The following is a 17861-nucleotide window of genomic DNA, read 5'->3' as shown; positions in this document are numbered from 1 at the left end:
GACCGCTGCCGATCGGCGGAGCCCGGCGGGAGCGCGGTGCCCCGCCGCGTCACCGGGAGGCGCGCCGGGTGGGACCCCGCGTAGTGGCGGTCCGGGAGGTGGCGGTCCGGGAGGTGGCGGTCCGCGCGGGGGAGGAGCGCCGCGGGAGCGGGCGCGGAGGGGCGTCGGAGGCCGAGCCGGGTGGCCCACGGTGCCGAGGGCCGGCAGCACGTGGTGTTCGGCGACCTCCTCCGCGGTGAGCGGGCCGTCCTTGCGGAACCGGTTGGCGACTCCCCGGCACGTCGTGAGCACCGAACGCTCCGCGTCGGTCGGGATCGGCGTGGTGACGCCGACCCGGCCGTCGAGGTCCCGGACCGAAGTGCCGTGGCAGCCCTTTTCGTTGACGGTGTCCGTGGCGTGCACCGGGATGGGGTGGGGGTCGAGTGGCCCGTGGGAGCGCCAGCGCTCAGCTGGAGGCGTGCTGTCCTGGCTCTGCTCGGTGTTCACGACTCTCCTCGGGACGGGCTGCGGTCGGTGAACTCGTACGGCCGTGAGTCCGCAGGGCACTCCCTTTCGGCTGCTTAGCGATCGATCAGGAAGACCTGGCATCCGACGCCGGGTCTGATGTCACTTCCCCAGCGTGTATCCGTAAAAACCCTTGCGGTGTGGGGAGTTGGCCGACCCCGCGTAGTGCCCTGCGTTCTTTAGCGAACGCTCAGTAGGTCTCGGATCGGCGGCGGTGGGTCCACCCTGCGCCGGGGAGGGAACGGGGCGGGGGCCCCTGACGCCCGTGACCCGTCACCGCGCTCGACGGGCGCTCCTCGGCACCGTCGGCCGGGCCGTCCGGCGCGGAGTTCTTAGGTGGGCCCTGTCTGCGGCGGGGGTGCCGCACGCCAAGTCGGCGGAGGCCGTGCTGGACGCGGCCAGTCGGCCGGGAGTCGTCCCAGGGCCACGGGAGAGCAAGTGTCAGCGAAATTGTCTGATAGATCGCTAGGCATATTGTTAACAATCTTGTAGCGTCCGTCACGCCTTGGCCCCAAGGCGTCAGCGGAGCACTTGGTGCTCAGTGAAGGGAGACCCCCATGCAGCGGCTCTCTGCGTCCCTCCGGCACGACGCACCGACCCGAGCGACGGGCAAGCGCGAAGGGGAGCCTGTGATTCGTAGAGGCTTCCTGAGAGTCATGGCGATCACAGGCTCCCTCGCGCTCACCGCCGCCCCGGGGCCGGCCTCCTTCGCGGCGGACGGCACGGGGACGGCCCATTCGCGAGGAAGCGCCCATGCCGCAGACCCACAGGATGCCGCGCTGGCCTTCGACTCCACCGCCTACACGACGATCACCGTCTCGGTCGACGGGCGGCCGATGAACGTGCGCTGGTACAAGGAGATCTGCTACGTCGCGAACCCGGTCGCCGCCGCGGCGCAGCAGCCCGGCGGTCCCGGCGGCGGCACCACCACGATCCCCAACACAGCCTGCGGCTACGAGAGCATGAACGTGTTCGTGCCCGAAAGCGCCCTCGGCAACCAGCAGGCGCCGATCTACTTCGCGGTGAACAACAGCGGCTGGATGGCCAGTTACATCAAGGCGAGCGTGACCGACGGCACCTCCTACAGCAGCGCGACGAGCAACGTCGGCGCCGCGCTGAAGGCCGGGTATGTCTTCACCGACGTCGCCAACCGCAGTCGCGGACTGATCGGCGCGGACGGCACCTCCCCGGGCAAAGCCCCTGCAGCGGTGGTCGACGCCAAGGCTGCCGTCCGCTACCTGCGCCTCAACGACGCGACGATGCCCGGCAGCGCCGAGCGGATCGTCGTGAACGGCACCAGCGGCGGTGGCGCGCTGTCCTCGATCCTGGGCGCGTCCGGCAACAGCGCCGAATACATCTCCCACCTCGCCGCGATCGGCGCCGCAGGCATCGACGCGAAGGGCCGGAGCACCCTGCGCGACGACGTCTTCGCCGTCAACGCGTACTGCCCGATCACCGATCTCGGCAACGCCGACAGTGCCTACGAGTGGCTGTACAACATCCTCGCCACCCGCGACGCCACCGGTGAGAACCCCTCGCCTGCGGACGCCGCCGCCATCGCGGCCCAGTTTCCCGCGTACGAGAAGAGCCTCGGCCTGCGCAACCCCGACGGTTCACGGCTCACCGCCGCGAACATGCTCGACGCCATCAGGGAGGAAGTCATCCGCTCCGCGGAGACCTATCTGAAGGCCGATCCCGCAAACAGGATTCCGCCTCTGGGCGGCACCTTCGAGATCCAGTCCGGTGGCCCTGGGGCCCCGCCCGCCACCACGTCGTACGTCAACGACTGGATCGAGGCCGACAACGCCACCGACAAGGTGCTCTCCGTCGACATGGCGAAGTACCTCGTGTTCGTCGCCACTCAGGCACCCCTCAAGACGACTCCCGCCTTCGACGCCGTGGGTGTGAACGGCAACACCACCAGCCGCACCGAGACCAACCTCTTCGGCCCGTCGACCCGGAAGTACATGAACTACACCGAGTACAGCTGGAATCACAACAATGTCGCCGGAGACGGAAGCGGCACCGACGACACCGGGCTGACCTGGGACCAGTACACGAACAAGAGGAGCACCAAGGTCGACGACCAGGTCCACCTGATCAACCCGATGGACTTCATCGGCAGCGGCGCCGACACCGCGCCGAACTGGTACGTCCGCAACGGCACCCGCGACCGGGACACCTCGTTCATCGTCTCGCTCAACCTCGACCGCGCGCTCGCGGCGGACAAGCAGGTCGAGAACGTCGACCACCAGCTCGCCTGGAACCGGCCGCACGCCGGCAACTACGACGTGCCCGAGGCCATGGCCTGGATCGCCGACGTCGTCCGCGACGCCGGCACTCCGCTCGCCCCCGGCCGGCGCGGATAGACCGATCGCGGCAGCGGGCCGACGCGGGGCGCCGGGGTGCGCGGAAACCCCGGCGCCCGGGCTCGCGCGGGTTCAGTGTCCGTCGAGTGCGCTGCGGGGCGTCAGGAGAGTCGGCAACGGGCCGGCGCGGATCAGGAAGGCCTGGGGAGAGCTGACCGGCCATGCGAAGCGTTGTACTCTGCCGAGACCGCCCTTGACCTGCGTGAAGCAGGCAGGGAGCAGACATCTCGGGAGTTTCTTCATGCTTCGAACCATGTTCAAGTCCAAGATCTAGCGTTTGGGTGTTTTCGCAGGTCAGGGCCCTGATCGCTGCCTCCGGGTCAGCAAACGGTCAGCATCGAGTCGGACGGTGTCCGGCTTGCTGACCTGCGCGTACGACATGGGTCCGCCGGGCCGCCCATCGCCCTGCTCGGAAGGCTTGATACGTGGCTCGACAGCTCGCCCGTGGGATGGGGTCGTTCTTCAAGGAGTGCGGTTGCTCCAGGCCGACCCGCTGCTCGCACTCGTACACGATTCGGTTCCGTGACGCTCTTGGCAAGCAGCGTGAAGAGGTCGGCTACGACACGCAGGACGACGCTATCGAGCGCCTTACGCAGATCTACACGGAGAAAAAGAAGACGGCGCCATCCGTTGCCGAGGCTCGCCGGGAACTCGGTCAGCAGACGATCGCGGAATACGCGAAGCAGTGGCGGCCGCGGCAGCGGAGGATGACGGAGTACTCCACGGGCTGGCACGTCGACAGCTCCATCAACGTGCACATCATCCCCCGTCTCGGATCAAGAAAGCTGAATTCCGTCACGCCGATCGTGGTCGAGCGGTTCCTGGACGAGTTGGAGGCCGATGGGGTGGGCCGCGGAAACCAGGTGAACATCGTCCGCACTCTGAAGGCGATCTTGCGGGACGCCTATGGCAAGGGGGCCATGGCGGACGATCCTTTGAAGGGGGTCCAGGAGCCGGAGTACGTCCGCCAGAAGGTGGTCATCCCACCCCTCGCCTACGTGAAGAAGGCGCTGACTGCCGCTGATGAGTATCTCGCGCTTGAGATCGTCATGATGGTGGGTTGCGGCTTGCGAAACGGGGAAGCCCGGGCGGTGAACGTCAACAACGTCGTGGCGGATGACGTCTACCGAGTGCATGAGCAGATCCATTCCAATACGCACGAGCCGGCGAAGCTGAAGCACCGCAAGGCGGGGGAGTTCCGGGAGGTCCCCCTGCCGCGCTCGGTGCGGGAAGCGATGGAGCGGTTCGAGGAGAAGCACGGCACCACACAGGATGGCTATTTCCTGCGCGGCCCAAGCGGCTACTACACGGAACCGATGGAACGCCGCCGTGTGCAGAAGCTCTACAAGAACGTCCCCGCGGAGGACGGTGTCAGCATGTACGGTTTCCGGCACTACTTCGCCTCGAACGCGCTCGGGCACGGGATTCCGATCACCGACGTGGCCGAATGGATGGGGCACAAGTCCATTGAGGAGACGTATCGGACCTACCGGCACCTGATGCCTGGGAGCATCGCGAAGGCGGCTCGCATTTTGGATGCAGGCTTGTGGGAAGCGGCCTGATTCGATGCTGAGGTCAGCAGGTACTTTGTGTGCTGGTGGTACAGGCGTCAAGCGTCGCTGAGCTGTGTAAAACGTGTCCACGTGTGGTTCGTTGGAGCCGTCGGCCCGGGAATGGTCCGGATCGTGTCCTCGGCGCGACGAGACTGGTCATCTGTCGACGCCGCACCCCTCGGCTCGTGGACTACTCCAAGCGGATGTGTTGGCCCGCCCGGTCTACGGCGCGGTGGGCATGTGCGGGCTGCGGAGCACGAGCAGGGTGATCTTCGCTGGGGGCGAAGACGCGGAATGGCGGGCCCCAGAAGCCGGTGCCGCGGCTGGTGTACAGGAGGGTGCGGGTGCCGTGGTGGCTGAGGCCGGCGAGTGCGGGCTGGTCGATGCGGACGAGGTGGTGGAAGGGCCAGATCTGGCCGCCGTGGGTGTGGCTCCTTGGGGCGAAGGATTCTCTGCGGGATGGTAAGACCCCGCCGCAGTGACCCCCCTTGGCATGAGCCGCGATCAGGGCGCTACTGCCCCCGCTTGGTACTACCGCCAGTGGAGCGCGCGCCGGCGCGACGATGGCCTAAGCCGATGACTGCGAGTGCGGGCCCCACTGAAGCCGGCCAAAGCACTTCCGCAACAGGGCGTTGACGTACCCCGAGTGCCTTGCCGGTAACCGTCCCGAGGGCGCTTCTGCGCGGAGCCGTGAGACGACGAAGTCCCACCGGAACGCTCCGGTGGGACTTCGTCGTCTCACGGCTGACCCATTTTTGCCGAACTGACGTGTCACCACATGCCCAGCGGACGCCGCGACGATCCTGTTCTGCCTGTGCTGCACCGAGGCATCCCGGGCCGCGGCCCGTTCGCGGGATAGACGCACCGTTCCCGGTTTAGGGCGGTGGCTGGGCCGAACAGCCGCGCGGGCAGCAAGTGACTCGTCCCGCCTCACCGCAGGTGCCGCAGGCGGGACAGACGGACTGGCCGGTGCGCTCCGCGGACCAGCAGGGAACCGCCAGGAGAACCCCACCGGCACGGCGATCGAGGGCGGGTTCGGGAGCACCGGTAGCGGCAAGGCCGTCCGGATCGAGCAACGGGAAGGTGTCGCCACAGGCCCGGCAGCGACGGAGTTCCCACCGGGTACGGCACGAGGTGCAGGACGCTGCGAACAGGCCGTCCTTACGGGGCTCGAAGACCGTCTGGCGCTGAGGTCCGGTCTTGGCGCACACCGGGCACACTTCGAGCAGTTCGGTCTTGGCGGCCGCGTCTTCCAACGCCGCACACAGGGTACGCAATCGCCGGGTCTCGTTCTCGGTTGCCCGGCCACTGCCGTGCCGCCTGAGGGTCTGTTTCAGCAGTGCTGGGAGGCGCTCTGACTCGGCCGGGCTCGGGGCGCGCACGACCGCGACACCGTCGGGCCGGGGTTCGAGCCAGCCGCAGCCCGCCAGAACGGAGCGATCGCCTGCAGGCACGGGCACGGTGTGGGGGTAGTCGCGCGCATCGGCACCCAGTGTCGCCCATTGGACGGCCCGCAGCAGGCGGCTGACGCTGAAAATGTCCAGAGGGGACAGAGGAGCGACGTCGACATGCCGCTCGGGCGCGTCGCCGTCGCGGCGACCGATCCGGTAGGCGGCCCGGACGACGTCAGGCTCAGCGTCCTGCCGTGCTTGAAGCAGCCCGGGATAGACGATCAGGTCGTTGTCGCACACGGCGCTCGGCCGGACACGGCGGGATTCCGTGATCGCCGCAGCGACCGAGGAGGCGTCGGGAGCCGTGCACAGGTCGGTCGTGATCGGTACGACGCGGAGCACCCGCCGCTTGCGCCAGTGAAGGACGAAGTCGCCCGTCTGGGACCAGGTGACCGTCAGCTGCTCGCCTCGCATGTGGAAGCGGGTGGAGCAGCCGGGGGAAGGAACCGGCTGGCCGGCTTCCGGGACGGCCTGGAGCAGCTTGCAGGCGAGCAGCAGAAGGAGGCCGGTGAAACGCTCGAAGGCGCCAAGGACCTCCTGTCGCCGACGGGTCGTTTCGGCTTCTCCGAGACGCGGGGTCTCGATCGCGGTACAGGCTTGCCAGAGCAGACCCACCCTGCGGTAGTGCGGATCACTGCTCAGCAGGTTCGTCGGATGCAGTTCGCGCGGCGGTGCGGAGCGGTGGTCGATCGCGCGTGCCAGCGGCGAGCCCAGCATCAACTCCACCGTTGTGAGGGCGGATTCCAGTGCCCGTCGGCGTACCTCCGCAGCCGCCTGGTGCCGACCGGAGTCCTCGATGTTCCTGAGCAGTCCGGCCAGGTCGCGTCGGGCCCGCCAAGACGTTTCCTGCGAGGGCAAGAGCAGGCCGTGTACATCGTCCACCATCCTGCTCAGGTCCCTGAGCTTGGCGATGCGCTTCTGCAGATGCGATCGCATCACGTTGAGGACGGCGATCGCGACCCGGTTCTCGTAGATGTCGGCGTTCTCCTCACTGCGCCGGGCCAGCAGACGGCTGGGCCGGACACCGGCGAGCGTATGCGAGGCCCAGTCCTCGGGGTGGGCGGCCAGACGTGCCGTTGCGCCTGCGGCGATCGAGCGCACCTGAGACGTCGGCAGGACTTCCTCCACCGTACGCAGGCGGGTGTACGGGCGGTGGCATACCGTGCGCAGCGCACCGGACTCCCGCTCGAAGACGTCCTCCACCGTCAGGGCTTCCGTCTCATCGGTGACGTCGAGGACGATCGGCGGCATGGCCAGCCAGTCGTCGAGCGTAGCGGCCTCCTCGGCGAGACGGGCAGACACTGCAAGGAGATGGCGGACGAGGAGAGAGCCGAGCTCCGGCTCGGCCGCTTCCCGGCTCATCGCCGACCGCGCGAGCGGATCTCGTCGTCCAGCAGTCGTTGTGTCGCCGTCGGCTCATGAGCGCTGTCGAAGCGTGTCAGGCTTTCGACAAGGTCGGTGCGCAGTGTGTCGAGGGTGTCAGCATGGATGTCGTACCGTCCCCGGACGGAGCGCAGGATGCGTGTGGCCAGCAGATGGTCCAGCGCTTCCCCCGGGCTGCCTCCGGCGGCGACCACGACGGGTGCGAACTCCTTGATCTGTAGCTCGAGCCGGTTGCCCCAGCCGATGCGCAGCTCATCCGAGAAGCGACTGCGCCAGTGGGTGTCGAGAAATTCGATGATGCCGTCGGCCTGGGTGCCGTAGGTGGCCTGAGCCTCGCCGAAAGCCTGTCTGATACGTCCGAGCCCGAGTGGCTGCGGCGGTGCACACGCCGGCACCGGCAGCTTCGGGTGGCGCCAGGGCAGTTCCAGGACGAAGGCCCGGTCGTAGGTCTTGTCGGCGAAGCCGACGGTGGTTTCGTCATGGTTGGCCGTTCCGATGAACCAGACGTTCTCCGGAATGGCGAGGTGCGTTCCGTCGATGATCAGGTCGGCGGGGTTTCTGACCGGTGCTGTGGTCAGTGCCAGTCTGGGGCGGTCCTTGATGGCGAGGGCCGACAGCACTCCGCTGAAGTACTGTTCGGGATGGGAGAGGTTCATCTCGTCGAGGACGATGAAGAAGGGCCGGTCCTTGAAGGCGGGGCACTGAGCGCGGTACAGGGCTTTGGTGAACTCCGATTCATAGAAGACCCGGTCAAAGCTGTTGTAGTAACCCATGAGGTCCTGCGGATCGCGCCAGCCAGCCTGGACGGGAACCACGGCGACACTGGTGTCACTGCCGAAAGCGATGGCGAGCGCGCGGGCCAGGCCAGTCTTGCCGATGCCGCTGATGCCCTGGAACAGATGGAGACGGCTCATCGCCATGCCCGCCAGGACCAGGCGCAGGTCCGACAGACGATAGGAAAGGCCAGCCTTCTGCCGGATGACCGCCTGCACCTGGCGCACCAGATCGGGCATGCCCGGCATGGGCGCATCGGAAGGCAGGGGTGTGCCGAACTCCCGGTCCATGCGTGCGCAGGCCGGGAACACGTGACCGTCCTTGCCGGCCTGGGCCGTGGCGTTGAGTTTGGCTGCTTCCTCGTTGAGAAGCTGTTGCAGTTGACCGTTGGCGGCACTCAACCAGTTGTTGATCTCCAGATAGTTCTGGCGCTCGTTGACCGCGATACGATCACGTTGCAGAGCGGACGCCAGTTCTCCGCGCTCCCGCACCAGTTCCTCGTTGTCGGCGATGAGTTGCGTGACATGCTGCTGCAGTTGCTCGAGCATGCGCGCGTCCGCCCGTGGCGCCGTGGCGCTCTCCTCCAGCAGGCGGGCGTTCTCGGCGCGGAGTTCGGTAAGGCGCTCGACGACCTGCTCCAAGGTCATGCCGCCCAGGGATGCCAAAGCGCTTTCGTACTCGTTGAGCCGAGCACCCAGGCGCTCGTTGCCCTCGGCCAGAGCAGCCGCCTTCCGCCGGTACTCCTCCAGCTGCTGGACCAGCTGGCCGGTGCGGCTCGTCAGTTCACCCTCGAACCGTTCCGCGCGGCTGGCCTGCTGTTCCTTGAGCGCGGCTTTGAGGTGGACGATGTCCTCACGTTCGTCCTCCAGCCGGAGTTGTGCGGAGCGCAGGTCCCTCTCGCGCTGGGTCAGTTCGCTTTCCCTCTGGTCCAGGACCGTCTGCGCCTCGGCCAGGCGACGCTGTTCCTCGGTCCACCTCGCATGCCGGGCCCGTCGTTCGCTGTCGAGGGCGTCCACGGCCATCTGCCGCTGCTCCGCCAGCCAGCTCTCCAGCTCACGGCCTACTGCTAGACGTCGTTCGGCGAGTTGTACTTCCGCCGATCGCTCACGGTCGGAAAGATCACGCTCCCTGCGGTCGAGGAGCTCCGTGCGGGTGTCCAGGGCGGCACGTTCGTCCTGTGCCGAGGCCGCGTCCTCTGCCTGGCGTGCAGCCGCGGCAGTGAGCTCCTCCCACTCTGCGTGGAGCCGCTCCGCCTGCACCGTCAGTGCGTTCGCCGCGTCTTCCTGGCGCTTGGCGAGAGCGCGGTAGAGCTGCCACGCGTGTTCCAGGCCGGAGTCCGTGTCGACCGCGTCACCCGCCGCAAAGACCACCTGCGCCTCGCTCGCCACCTGCTGTATCTCCGTCAGCAGCGCGACGGTTTCGCTGCTCCCCGAAGTGGTGCTGGGCGCCACAGGGGCCGGCTGACGCACACGTGTGGTTTCGCTGCGCTGGGAAGCGGCAGCCTGCTGGCCTGGCCACACCACTCCCTTACCCTTCTGACGCGAGCGCGTCTGCCTCTTCCCCATGGCGTCAGTTCACCTTCTTGCTGTCCGTGGATCGGCCACCGCTCAGACCGAGCAAGTGGCGGGCTGCTTCGTACGCGAGAGTCCGGATGTGCTCAAGCTCGTCCGGGGCCGGGGCACCGGTCGGTCCGTGGGTCGCGTTGTTGCGCAGTATCCGTGACCGGTCGAGATCCTCCAGGAGTGTGGGGCGCCTCCGGATGAACGTGACGAACGGATGTTGCGGATTCTCTCCGGCCGCCCAGACTGCCTTGATGATGTCTCCGGCCAGCCCGTTGGCCGGTGCTTTGCAGTATTTGCGCATCTCCGGCGGCACGGAGGTGGCGCCCAGGCGCTGGGCGGTCAGGACGAATGCGCGCTCCCTTACCCCTGGCTCCCTGGATGGCGGCAGCCGTGTGGGGAAGCGGTCGTTGAGACCGGGAAGTATGCACTCGAAGACACGGATCGCATTGCGTGCGGCGTTCTCGCGTTCCCGCGCGGTGTCCTTGAGAAGCGCCAACTCGATGTCCGCGAGGTGAGCCAGTACCTCCGGGTGGTCCCGGATCTCCTCGCCGAGCAGGCGTACGACGTCGGCGCGGGCCTCCTCGGCGAGCTCCTGGTCGACCTTGCGTGCGGTGGCGGTCCGGTCGCGGCGGCTCCCGCCGAGCAAGCCGTCGATCAGCCGGTCCAAAGGCTCGTCGCTTTCGGCGCGGGCCACCAGGAGATCCGCCAAGTAGCGCCCGTCACCCACCGCGAACGGATCCTCGACGGTCCACATACGCCCGGACCCGTCGTTGTCCTCGACGACGTAACACACCACATAGGCGGCGATCGCCGTGCCATGGAAGCCGATCCGCCGAGCCGCCACCACGTTGTCGGGCGTGCCGCGGGAAGCACCACGGAGCCCACGAGCAGCCAGGTCGTGGCTTTTGCAGGCTTCCAGCACATCTCGCTCCGACGGGCGCAACGAGGAACCGCCGGCCCGAAGCGTCAGCGCGCCGACCTCTCGGGAGGCACCGGCGGTGCCGAACTGAATGGTGACCCAGCGGCCGCGATGCTCCCGCAGATCGGCTCGTACCGGATCGGCGACCAGGATACGAGGCAGCAGCACCCCGGTGGCCGGATCCTGGAATACCCGGACGAGCTGGGGATCCGTCTCCGCCACCTCCCCGTCGGCCACGGTACGCCGCCCCGCCTCGGTCAGCTTCAGCCCGGGTTCCATCAGCCGTCCCTCTACAAGCCGGGCGATCACCGTGCGGCACAGGGCGGTGTCCAGGCCGATCAGCCGGGACAGGTCGCCGACGTCCCGCACTCCGGCGGCGCACAAACGCAGCACCACAGTCTGGAAGACGTCTAGTGTGCGGGAGTAGCCGGTCGGCGCCGTCACCTGGTGAACCCACACGGGCAGCAAAACGGGCCGATACCGCTTCCGGGGCGGAAAGGCCAACTGGAAGACGGGCGTCTCACGGTCGAACGACACGGCCGTCCGCCCCCTTCCGACACAGTTCCAGGAACGCGGCCAGGGGCGCGATCGCCTGGGGGCTGCCGGGCCCGAACATGTCGTCGTCACCCACGACGGCGAGCAGCCGCTGCTGACGGCTCATCGCCACGCACAGTCGGTTGGCGACGGTGAGGTGTCCGTAGGCGCGCTTGACATCGGTCCGCGCGGCCGGTGCGCAGCTGCGCACGGTGGACAGATAGGTGACGGAGAACTCCATGCCCTGGAAGGCATCTACGGTGCCGACTCGTAACCGGTCGAGCGGTGCGCCGTCCTCGTCACGGCACAGCCGGGGCACGGGGCGCCATCCGCCCGCATCGGTGAACTCGGCGAGCCCGGCCTTCTTCAGTTCCTTCCACACCTCGGTGACCTGCGCGGCGTAGAACGAGATGACGCCGAACGTCATGTTCGGATGCCGCTCGATCAGCGCGGCTATCTCCGCTGCGATGACAGCGGCTTCAGCGTGCCGCGTGCGGCTCGTTCCCCGTTGCGTTTCGCCGCCCGCGGACAGGGGCACGGGAAGCCACACTGCGGGGACCTCACCGTAGCGGTCGATCCCGTGGGTGAAGTCGGCCGCTTCGCGGCCGTTGCGTAGTTTCCCCTGGTAGAAATTGTCGCTGACGAAGCTGCCGAGCACCGGGTGCATGCGGAACTGGGTGTCGAGACGGACGAACCGGGGATGTCCGTCGGACGAACCGTGCTCCCACTGCCGTGCCAGTCGCTGGAATAGGCTTTCCTGCAGCCGGTCGCGGACGTCCTCGCCGAGCGAGCTCAGCTCGCGCTCGACGTCGGGTTCCAGCATGTGGGGAAGCTGGGCGTGATCGCCGACCAGCACGATCCGGCGGCGGGCCTGGGCGAGGGGAATGAGGAGATCCAGCGGGTTGGCCCGGGCAGCCTCGTCGACGACGACCGACTCGAAGCCCCCGTCTTGACGGCCGAGATCGACCATGGCTTTCGATACGGCCTGTTGGCAGGTCGAGGCCAGCGAGACGGTGTAGGCGCGGAGGGTGTCGTCGACGCCTTCCGGATCGCTGCGCAGGTCGTCCCGGTAATCGAGCAGTGCCGCGGCTATGGCGTCGGGTGACCGGGTCACCGCTTCCGCGAGTTGTGCTGCGAACCGGTCGAGGAGGTCGGCGATCGTGGGATCGGCCACGGTGACCTCTGGCAGCCGAATGCGCGCGGTGAGACGGTCGAGCAGGGCGTCGCGCAAGGCGGCAAGCGAGTCGAGGAGTTCACGCTCGGGTGAAGCGGTTCTGACCGCTGTACGCAGCGACTCCTGGTACGAGATGCCGTCGAAGAGCGGGGAGTCGGTGAGGTCGAGCCGTGTCAGCAGTGCTCGAGCTGTGCGGGGACCGTCGTCCTCGAACCCGGTCACCGTGCAGCGCAGCGACCGGATGTAGGGCAGGAGGTCCGCGCGCAGGTCGGGGTCGGCCATGGCGGCGGCCCGAACGCGATTCCTCTCGGCTCCGTCTCTGAGGCTGCGGAGCTCGCCGACCAATGAGGGGTCGGATATGTCTCCGAGCTGAGTGAGTACTTGGTCGAGGAATTGGGGCAGGAACTCGGGCGGTACGGGTGCCGCCCGGTAGGTGGCGGCCAGTTCGGCGGCTGCTCGCCGAGCAGCGAGATGCTCTCCCACCGGGCGCTCACGTAGCCGCAGGTCGGCGGCGCGGGCGGCGTCGATGCGCCAGGTGTCCAGCGCGACCTTGCTGCCCCGGCCGCGGGAGTCCACCTTGAGCGGCGGCAGCCCGAAGACCCAGCCGCGCGTGACCAGATGGTCCACCGCCGCGTGCTGGAAGCTCGTCAACAGGGTGCTGCCGGCCACCTCTCCGCCCTGGGCGAGATCACCCAGTTGATTGACCAGAGCGGCGATCACCTGCGTTTTGCCCGTGCCAGGCGGTCCTTGGATGATCGCAACATCGGGGGTGTTGAGCGCGGTGAGCACCGCCTCCCGCTGGGCCGGCGTCGGGCCGTGGGGAGCGAAGCAGCTGAGCGCGGAAGGAGAGATCTTCGTGATCCGGCGTCGTGCCGGCTGAGGCCAGGAACCCCCCTCCAGCAGCGTCGGTAGCGCGGGAATGTGTGTCCCGTCGGTGCGCAGCTTCTGCATGGCTTGCTCGCGCCGGTCGAGCCGGCGCTGATCGCCGCGGTGTGCCAGGTAGAGCCAGCCCTGGGGTGGCGGGTCCTTCTGGTCGTTGAGGGTCGCGGCGAGTCTCAGGGTCTCGGTGACGCTGTCGTACCCGAGCGGTTCGCCGATCCAGGCACGTACCTTCTGCGCCCGGGAAGCGACCAGCCACTCCCGGTCGGTCATCGCGGAGTCTGTCACGGAGGCCGGAACGTCTGTTGCTGCCTCGATCTCGACGCGTTCGGCAGCTGTGGTGTTCTCCAGGGCCGCTCGCGTGCGGGGCAGTGCCCGGTCGAGGTCCACCGTGAACACGCAGCGGCCATCGGACTCGACCTTGACCTTGGTGTAGCGGATGATCCCGAAATCGCGAATCCGGCCTCTGATGTGGCGGGCCTCCAGCTCTTGGTATCTGTCCCACATGGCCAGGTAACCGTTCTGATTGGCCACCAGGTCGAGGCCCCGCTGTATTCTCTCCCGGTCTCGCTGTCTGGCGGTCATGTCGCGGAAGTCGATCGACCCGACGGCCAGGGCCTTCTGGCCGGCGCCGCGCTGATCGTGGACCGAGCTGAGCAGGCGCACAATGCGGTAGCCGGCGCTGTTTTTCTCGACGTCGGCCATGAGCCCTGGTCCGTGCACCCGGAAGCCGACCGCAAAGCCACCGGCTGGTCCGGCCGAGACCACCATGCGCCTGGCGTCGGCCGGCGCTCCGGGGCGGGGTTCCAGGAAGAGCTCTCGCCTCATGAACTCCATGACGGCACCGACGTTGACGGTGTCCGCGCGGTCCGCGTACTTGGTGGCGTCCTCTATGGCGGCGTCGTCGACGTCGAGCAGCAGGCCGGTGCTGAGCGGCACAGCGAGTCCTACGGCGGGGGCATAGATGTGCACGCGCAAGGTGAAGGGTTCGCCGGCTGGCGACGCGGGCGGATGCGAACTACCGGTGCGGCGCCGGGGCGGTGCGGCGGGCGCGGGCGGCTTCGGCCGGGCCGGATGCGCAGTGACCGTCACACAGCTGCTTCCGGCTGCCTCGACTTCGTCGAGCCTCCGTTCGTCCTCGGGACTTGCCGGCCTGATCCCGAACGTGGCGAAGTCGGTGACCAGGTCGAGTTGGCCTGTGGGGCGACGGTAGAGGCGGACCTCGCTGCCATCGGGAATGATCCGGTCGACGAACTCCGGCGGCACTCGGCGCCAGAGAAAGGACACGAAGACCGGCTCTCCCGGCATACGGGCGGGCATGACCGGCCTCCTGGGGCGAACGCTCACCTGCTCGCCTCCACAGCCATCAGACGTACCCAGCGGTGGATCGCACCCTGTCTCCCGAAGTGAATCGTCCAGCCGCGGCCGTCGACAGGCACGGTTGCCTGGCTTCCCTGACCGATCTCCCGCCATGGCCGTCCGTCTTGACGGTCCAGCCAGAGGCTGTCGCGGGAGAGGTTCAGCACGGTGGCGTCCTGGCTGTGAAGCCGCAGCCGCGCGACCACCGCGTCAGGTCGATCCGGGGCGGGTGAGGTATGCCGGGCGGTTAGAGTCGTCTCGCCGCCTGGACGCAGTGCGGTGAAGTCGGGCAGAGGAACCTCCGAGAGCTGGACACCAGGGGTGTCGTCAGTGCTCCCCGATCGGTCTTGCGGCTCGGTACCCACCGGACCGGTCAGTCCGTGGCGCAGCACCCAGACACGGTCGCGGGGCCTCCGGCAGGCGAGGCAGGAGGGTGCGGAGGCACGGTAGCTCCATCCGCACTCCGGGCACTCGACGGTCTGTCCCGCAGCGGAGTGCAGTGCCGCGGCCCACCGGGCAGCCGACGGCCGGAGGAGGGGATTGGCCACGGCGTCCACGAAGCACTGTGAGGCCAGGTCCCACAGCTGACCGGACAGGAGTTCCCGCCGTGGTGTGATGCCCAGAGTGCACTCATTGGTGCGGTCGGTGGGGTGGTCGATCCATGGCAGGCGGAACCGGTCTGCGTACTCCTCTTGGTAGGCGGGGTCGGAGTCCAGCACCTCGTCGCCCCGGAACGGGTGACTTGCCGTGAGGGTCTCGAAGATCAGCACCCCGAGTGCGTGTGCGTCGGCCAGTGTGGTGGCTCCGCTGCGACCCGACACGATTTCAGGCGCCCCGTATCCGGGGGTGTGTACCGGCGCGGATCCGACGGTCGAGGCCAGACCGAGGTTGTCCACGTCGATGAGACGGATTTCCTGTTGCTCGACAGCGGCGGAAATCAGCACGTTGGAGGGGGACAGGTCCTGGTACACGATGGAACGGGCATGGAGCCGGGCGACGGCGTCCGCAAGTTTGGCCAGCAGCCGCAGTCGGCGTTCCAGACCCCCGGTGCGCACATACCAGGCTGCCAGGTCCTCTTCGTCGGGGACGCACAAGGTGTCCAACGGAACCATCTCGTCGGCCAGTTCCATCACATAACCGAGCTTCGGCGGGGCGAGCAGGGCGAGCACGCCGGCCAGCGGGACACCGTCCAACGGAAGGCGCTGGATGCGGCGCAGCCGAATGTGTACAGCCTCTGCTGCTTCCTGAGTCGGAGCAGTGATCATTTTGACGGCGGTTCGTCCGCCTCGGGCCAGCCATACCTCGCCCTGGCCGCCGGCTCCGATCGAGTGGGACAGTGACCACAGCTGGTGGTACTCGTCCTCGACGGGCCGCAGCAGGCCGCCGAGATCCCATCGCGATGCCACGGGGGTGCCTTTCCTCTCGCCGCGTCCCGCCGGTTCAGGCGCCGAAGTCGGACAAGTCGTCGGGGCTCAGTACCGGCGCCCGGTCCGGACGAGTACTTCGAGCCTGCTGGGTGACGGTGACCGTGACCCAGCGGAAGTACTGCTGGATGCGTCCGACGTCCTGTGCCTCGAAAACGCCGTTGGCCTCGTCGCTGACGAAACGGCGCAGTACGGCTTTTGCCTGCTCGGCCATGTCGGGACCGATGGCGACCGCCAGCCGGTTGGCTCTGGAACCCTTGGGGGATTCGAGCAATCGGTCGAGGGCCTCTTCCCACTCGTCGGTGGGCATGCCGTCGGACACGAGAACGAGCGTGGGAGAGAAGGACCTGGTGGGGACGGCTGCTTCGTCACGCAGCACCGCGTCGGCGAGCTCGAGGGCGGCACCGAGCGGGGTGCCGCCTCGGGCCTCCATGTCGGTCCAGGACGCATCGGCCGCGGGCACCATGTTCTGATGCAGTTCAGCCCGATCGCGGCTGAAGGCGATCACTCCGACGTGGATGGTGCCTCGCCCGATGTCGGCCGTGGCGAAATCGTCGAGCATGCGACGGATGCACTCGTTGAGCACATCGATCTTCTCTTGGGGTTCCCCCATGCTCCCACTCACGTCTGCCAGTACGAGTACTGGCAACGGCCGTGCCTTCGCGGCCATGAAACGCGGCGCGGTACCCACGATGTCCCCCCATCGCTCTCACCGCACTAGGGGCTGCAAGCCGACACACCTAGTTGCGGCAAGGTCATTCCTGACGCTGAGGCAGACAAAGATACTACGTGTCGCACCTTGCGTGCAGTCCGTGACAACAGGGGATGCGAAGGTCATGGGCAGATCCCCCTGCTCCTGGTTGGACATCTCGAAGCCGATGCTGCGATAGGGCCGCGGCCGGGAGCCGCGGACAGCACAGGCACGCCGCGGAGAACGGGGCCCCAGACGACCTACGATGGGGCCACGGCCGAGCAGGCCGCGGACTCGAACCAGATCAAGGCGTCCCCGACCGCGCTCATGATCCTTCGATGGGGCCGAGGCGTGGCAGGCCACGGAGAAATTGCGCCGGTGACTGCTGCACGCCGGGGGTGTTCCTGCGAGAGGTCGTGGCCAGGCACGCCACGGACAGCCTGTCCCGCCCACGAGAACAGCTCGGACTCGGCATTCCTGCGATGAGGCCGCAACAGGACATGCCGCGGACGGGAAGTACGCCTGAAAGGTCGCCAACGGCCTGCGCAACCTGCGACGAGGCCGCGGCCCGACAGGCCACGGACAGGGCAACGCGAATATCACCTGCGGCTACCTGTGGCGCCTGCGATGGGGCCGCGACCACGCAGGTCGCGGACAGTCCGACGATGCCACCCGGCCGGCCGTCGTTTTCGATCCTGCGATGGGGCCGCGGCAAACCTGGGGCAAGACGAGCGGCTGATCATGTGGTGGGCGCAGGAATACCTGCGATGGAGCCGCAACCAGGCAGGCCACGGACAACTCGCCGTCACCGTCCTCGGGGAGGACGGGGAAATATCTGCTATGGGGCCGCGGCAAGGCCGCGAACAGCCCCCATAGCAACGTTTATATCCTGAGCCTCGTCCCAGCTGCGTTGGAGCCGAAGGCGCACGCGCCGCGGACAGAGAACACCGCATCTTCGAGGATCTTGCACTCCCCGGTCCTGTGATCGAGCCGCAGCCGGGTAGGCCACGGACGCTATGAACTGGCGCCGCTGGCAACGATCCTCCTTAACGCGCTGCGATGGGGTGTCGGCCGTACAGGCCGCGAACGGACTGGCGTTGATGATGTTCGACGCGCCATTGGCGGTGCTGCGATGGTGCCGCGGCCGGGTTGGCCGCGGACAGCGCCTAAGAACTCCTAACGAAATGATCTTCGAGGTGGTTGGATCATTCCGGGACTGGTGGGGCCTTGACCCCGAATCCTGAACACGGGTTATGCGGCTTGTGCCAGCGTAGTTGGTGTGCGG

General features: G+C 67.8%; 8 protein-coding genes and 1 pseudogene. 2 read left to right on the top strand and 7 right to left on the bottom strand.

Annotated elements, in window-relative coordinates; translation table 11 throughout:
• Positions 1-1160: 1160 nt before the first annotated feature.
• Both IE265_RS03250 and IE265_RS03245 read left to right on the top strand, forming a co-directional pair.
• Positions 1161-2873: a subtype B tannase gene (locus IE265_RS03250; RefSeq protein WP_190033779.1), complete on the top strand. Its 1713-nt coding sequence runs from the start codon at positions 1161-1163 to the stop codon at positions 2871-2873.
• Between the two features lie 449 nt (positions 2874-3322).
• Positions 3323-4435, top strand: coding sequence for a site-specific integrase (locus IE265_RS03245; RefSeq protein WP_190034068.1), 1113 nt, complete (start codon positions 3323-3325; stop codon positions 4433-4435).
• Positions 4436-4648: 213 nt separating this feature from the next.
• On the opposite strand, the pseudogene IE265_RS38150 reads toward IE265_RS03245, so the two are convergent.
• The 7 genes and pseudogenes from IE265_RS38150 to IE265_RS03215 all read right to left on the bottom strand — a co-directional run.
• Positions 4649-4856 (bottom strand): annotated as a pseudogene (locus IE265_RS38150) (metallophosphoesterase); the annotation flags it as partial.
• 445 nt (positions 4857-5301) lie between these two features.
• Positions 5302-7239, bottom strand: coding sequence for a DUF2357 domain-containing protein (locus IE265_RS03240; RefSeq protein WP_190033778.1), 1938 nt, complete (start codon positions 7237-7239; stop codon positions 5302-5304).
• Entirely contained in the window at positions 7236-9485 is a 2250-nt protein-coding gene (locus tag IE265_RS03235) for a hypothetical protein (RefSeq protein WP_229915999.1), read from the bottom strand. The genes IE265_RS03240 and IE265_RS03235 overlap by 4 nt, the downstream gene beginning before the upstream one ends.
• A 118-nt stretch (positions 9486-9603) precedes the next feature.
• Positions 9604-11052, bottom strand: coding sequence for a hypothetical protein (locus IE265_RS03230; RefSeq protein WP_190033776.1), 1449 nt, complete (start codon positions 11050-11052; stop codon positions 9604-9606).
• On the bottom strand, positions 11036-14422 hold the full coding sequence (locus tag IE265_RS03225) for a DEAD/DEAH box helicase (protein ID WP_190033775.1): 3387 nt from the start codon (positions 14420-14422) through the stop codon (positions 11036-11038). Before IE265_RS03225 ends, IE265_RS03230 begins: the two co-directional genes overlap by 17 nt.
• 23 nt (positions 14423-14445) lie before the next feature.
• Entirely contained in the window at positions 14446-15867 is a 1422-nt protein-coding gene (locus IE265_RS03220) for a protein kinase domain-containing protein (RefSeq protein WP_190033774.1), read from the bottom strand.
• A 34-nt stretch (positions 15868-15901) separates the two neighbouring features.
• Positions 15902-16555 carry a vWA domain-containing protein gene (locus IE265_RS03215; RefSeq protein WP_268255780.1) on the bottom strand — a complete coding sequence of 218 codons (654 nt, stop codon included), beginning with the start codon at positions 16553-16555 and terminating at the stop codon, positions 15902-15904.
• Between the last annotated feature and the right edge of the window lie 1306 nt (positions 16556-17861).

Source organism: Streptomyces fructofermentans, assembly GCF_014651055.1.
In the GTDB taxonomy this organism is placed as follows: Bacteria; Actinomycetota; Actinomycetes; order Streptomycetales; family Streptomycetaceae; genus Streptomyces; species Streptomyces fructofermentans.
Note: the sequence above shows the minus strand (reverse complement) of the source record. Positions and strands in the feature narration are given on the sequence as shown.

Coding starts and splice junctions, on each gene's coding strand:
- IE265_RS03215 (WP_268255780.1), bottom strand. CDS start 16,555: ATGGCCGCGAAGGCACGGCCGTTGCCAGTACTCGTACTGGCAGACGTG.
- IE265_RS03225 (WP_190033775.1), bottom strand. CDS start 14,422: ATGCCCGCCCGTATGCCGGGAGAGCCGGTCTTCGTGTCCTTTCTCTGG.
- IE265_RS03250 (WP_190033779.1), top strand. CDS start 1,161: ATGGCGATCACAGGCTCCCTCGCGCTCACCGCCGCCCCGGGGCCGGCC.
- IE265_RS03240 (WP_190033778.1), bottom strand. CDS start 7,239: ATGAGCCGGGAAGCGGCCGAGCCGGAGCTCGGCTCTCTCCTCGTCCGC.
- IE265_RS03245 (WP_190034068.1), top strand. CDS start 3,323: ATGGGGTCGTTCTTCAAGGAGTGCGGTTGCTCCAGGCCGACCCGCTGC.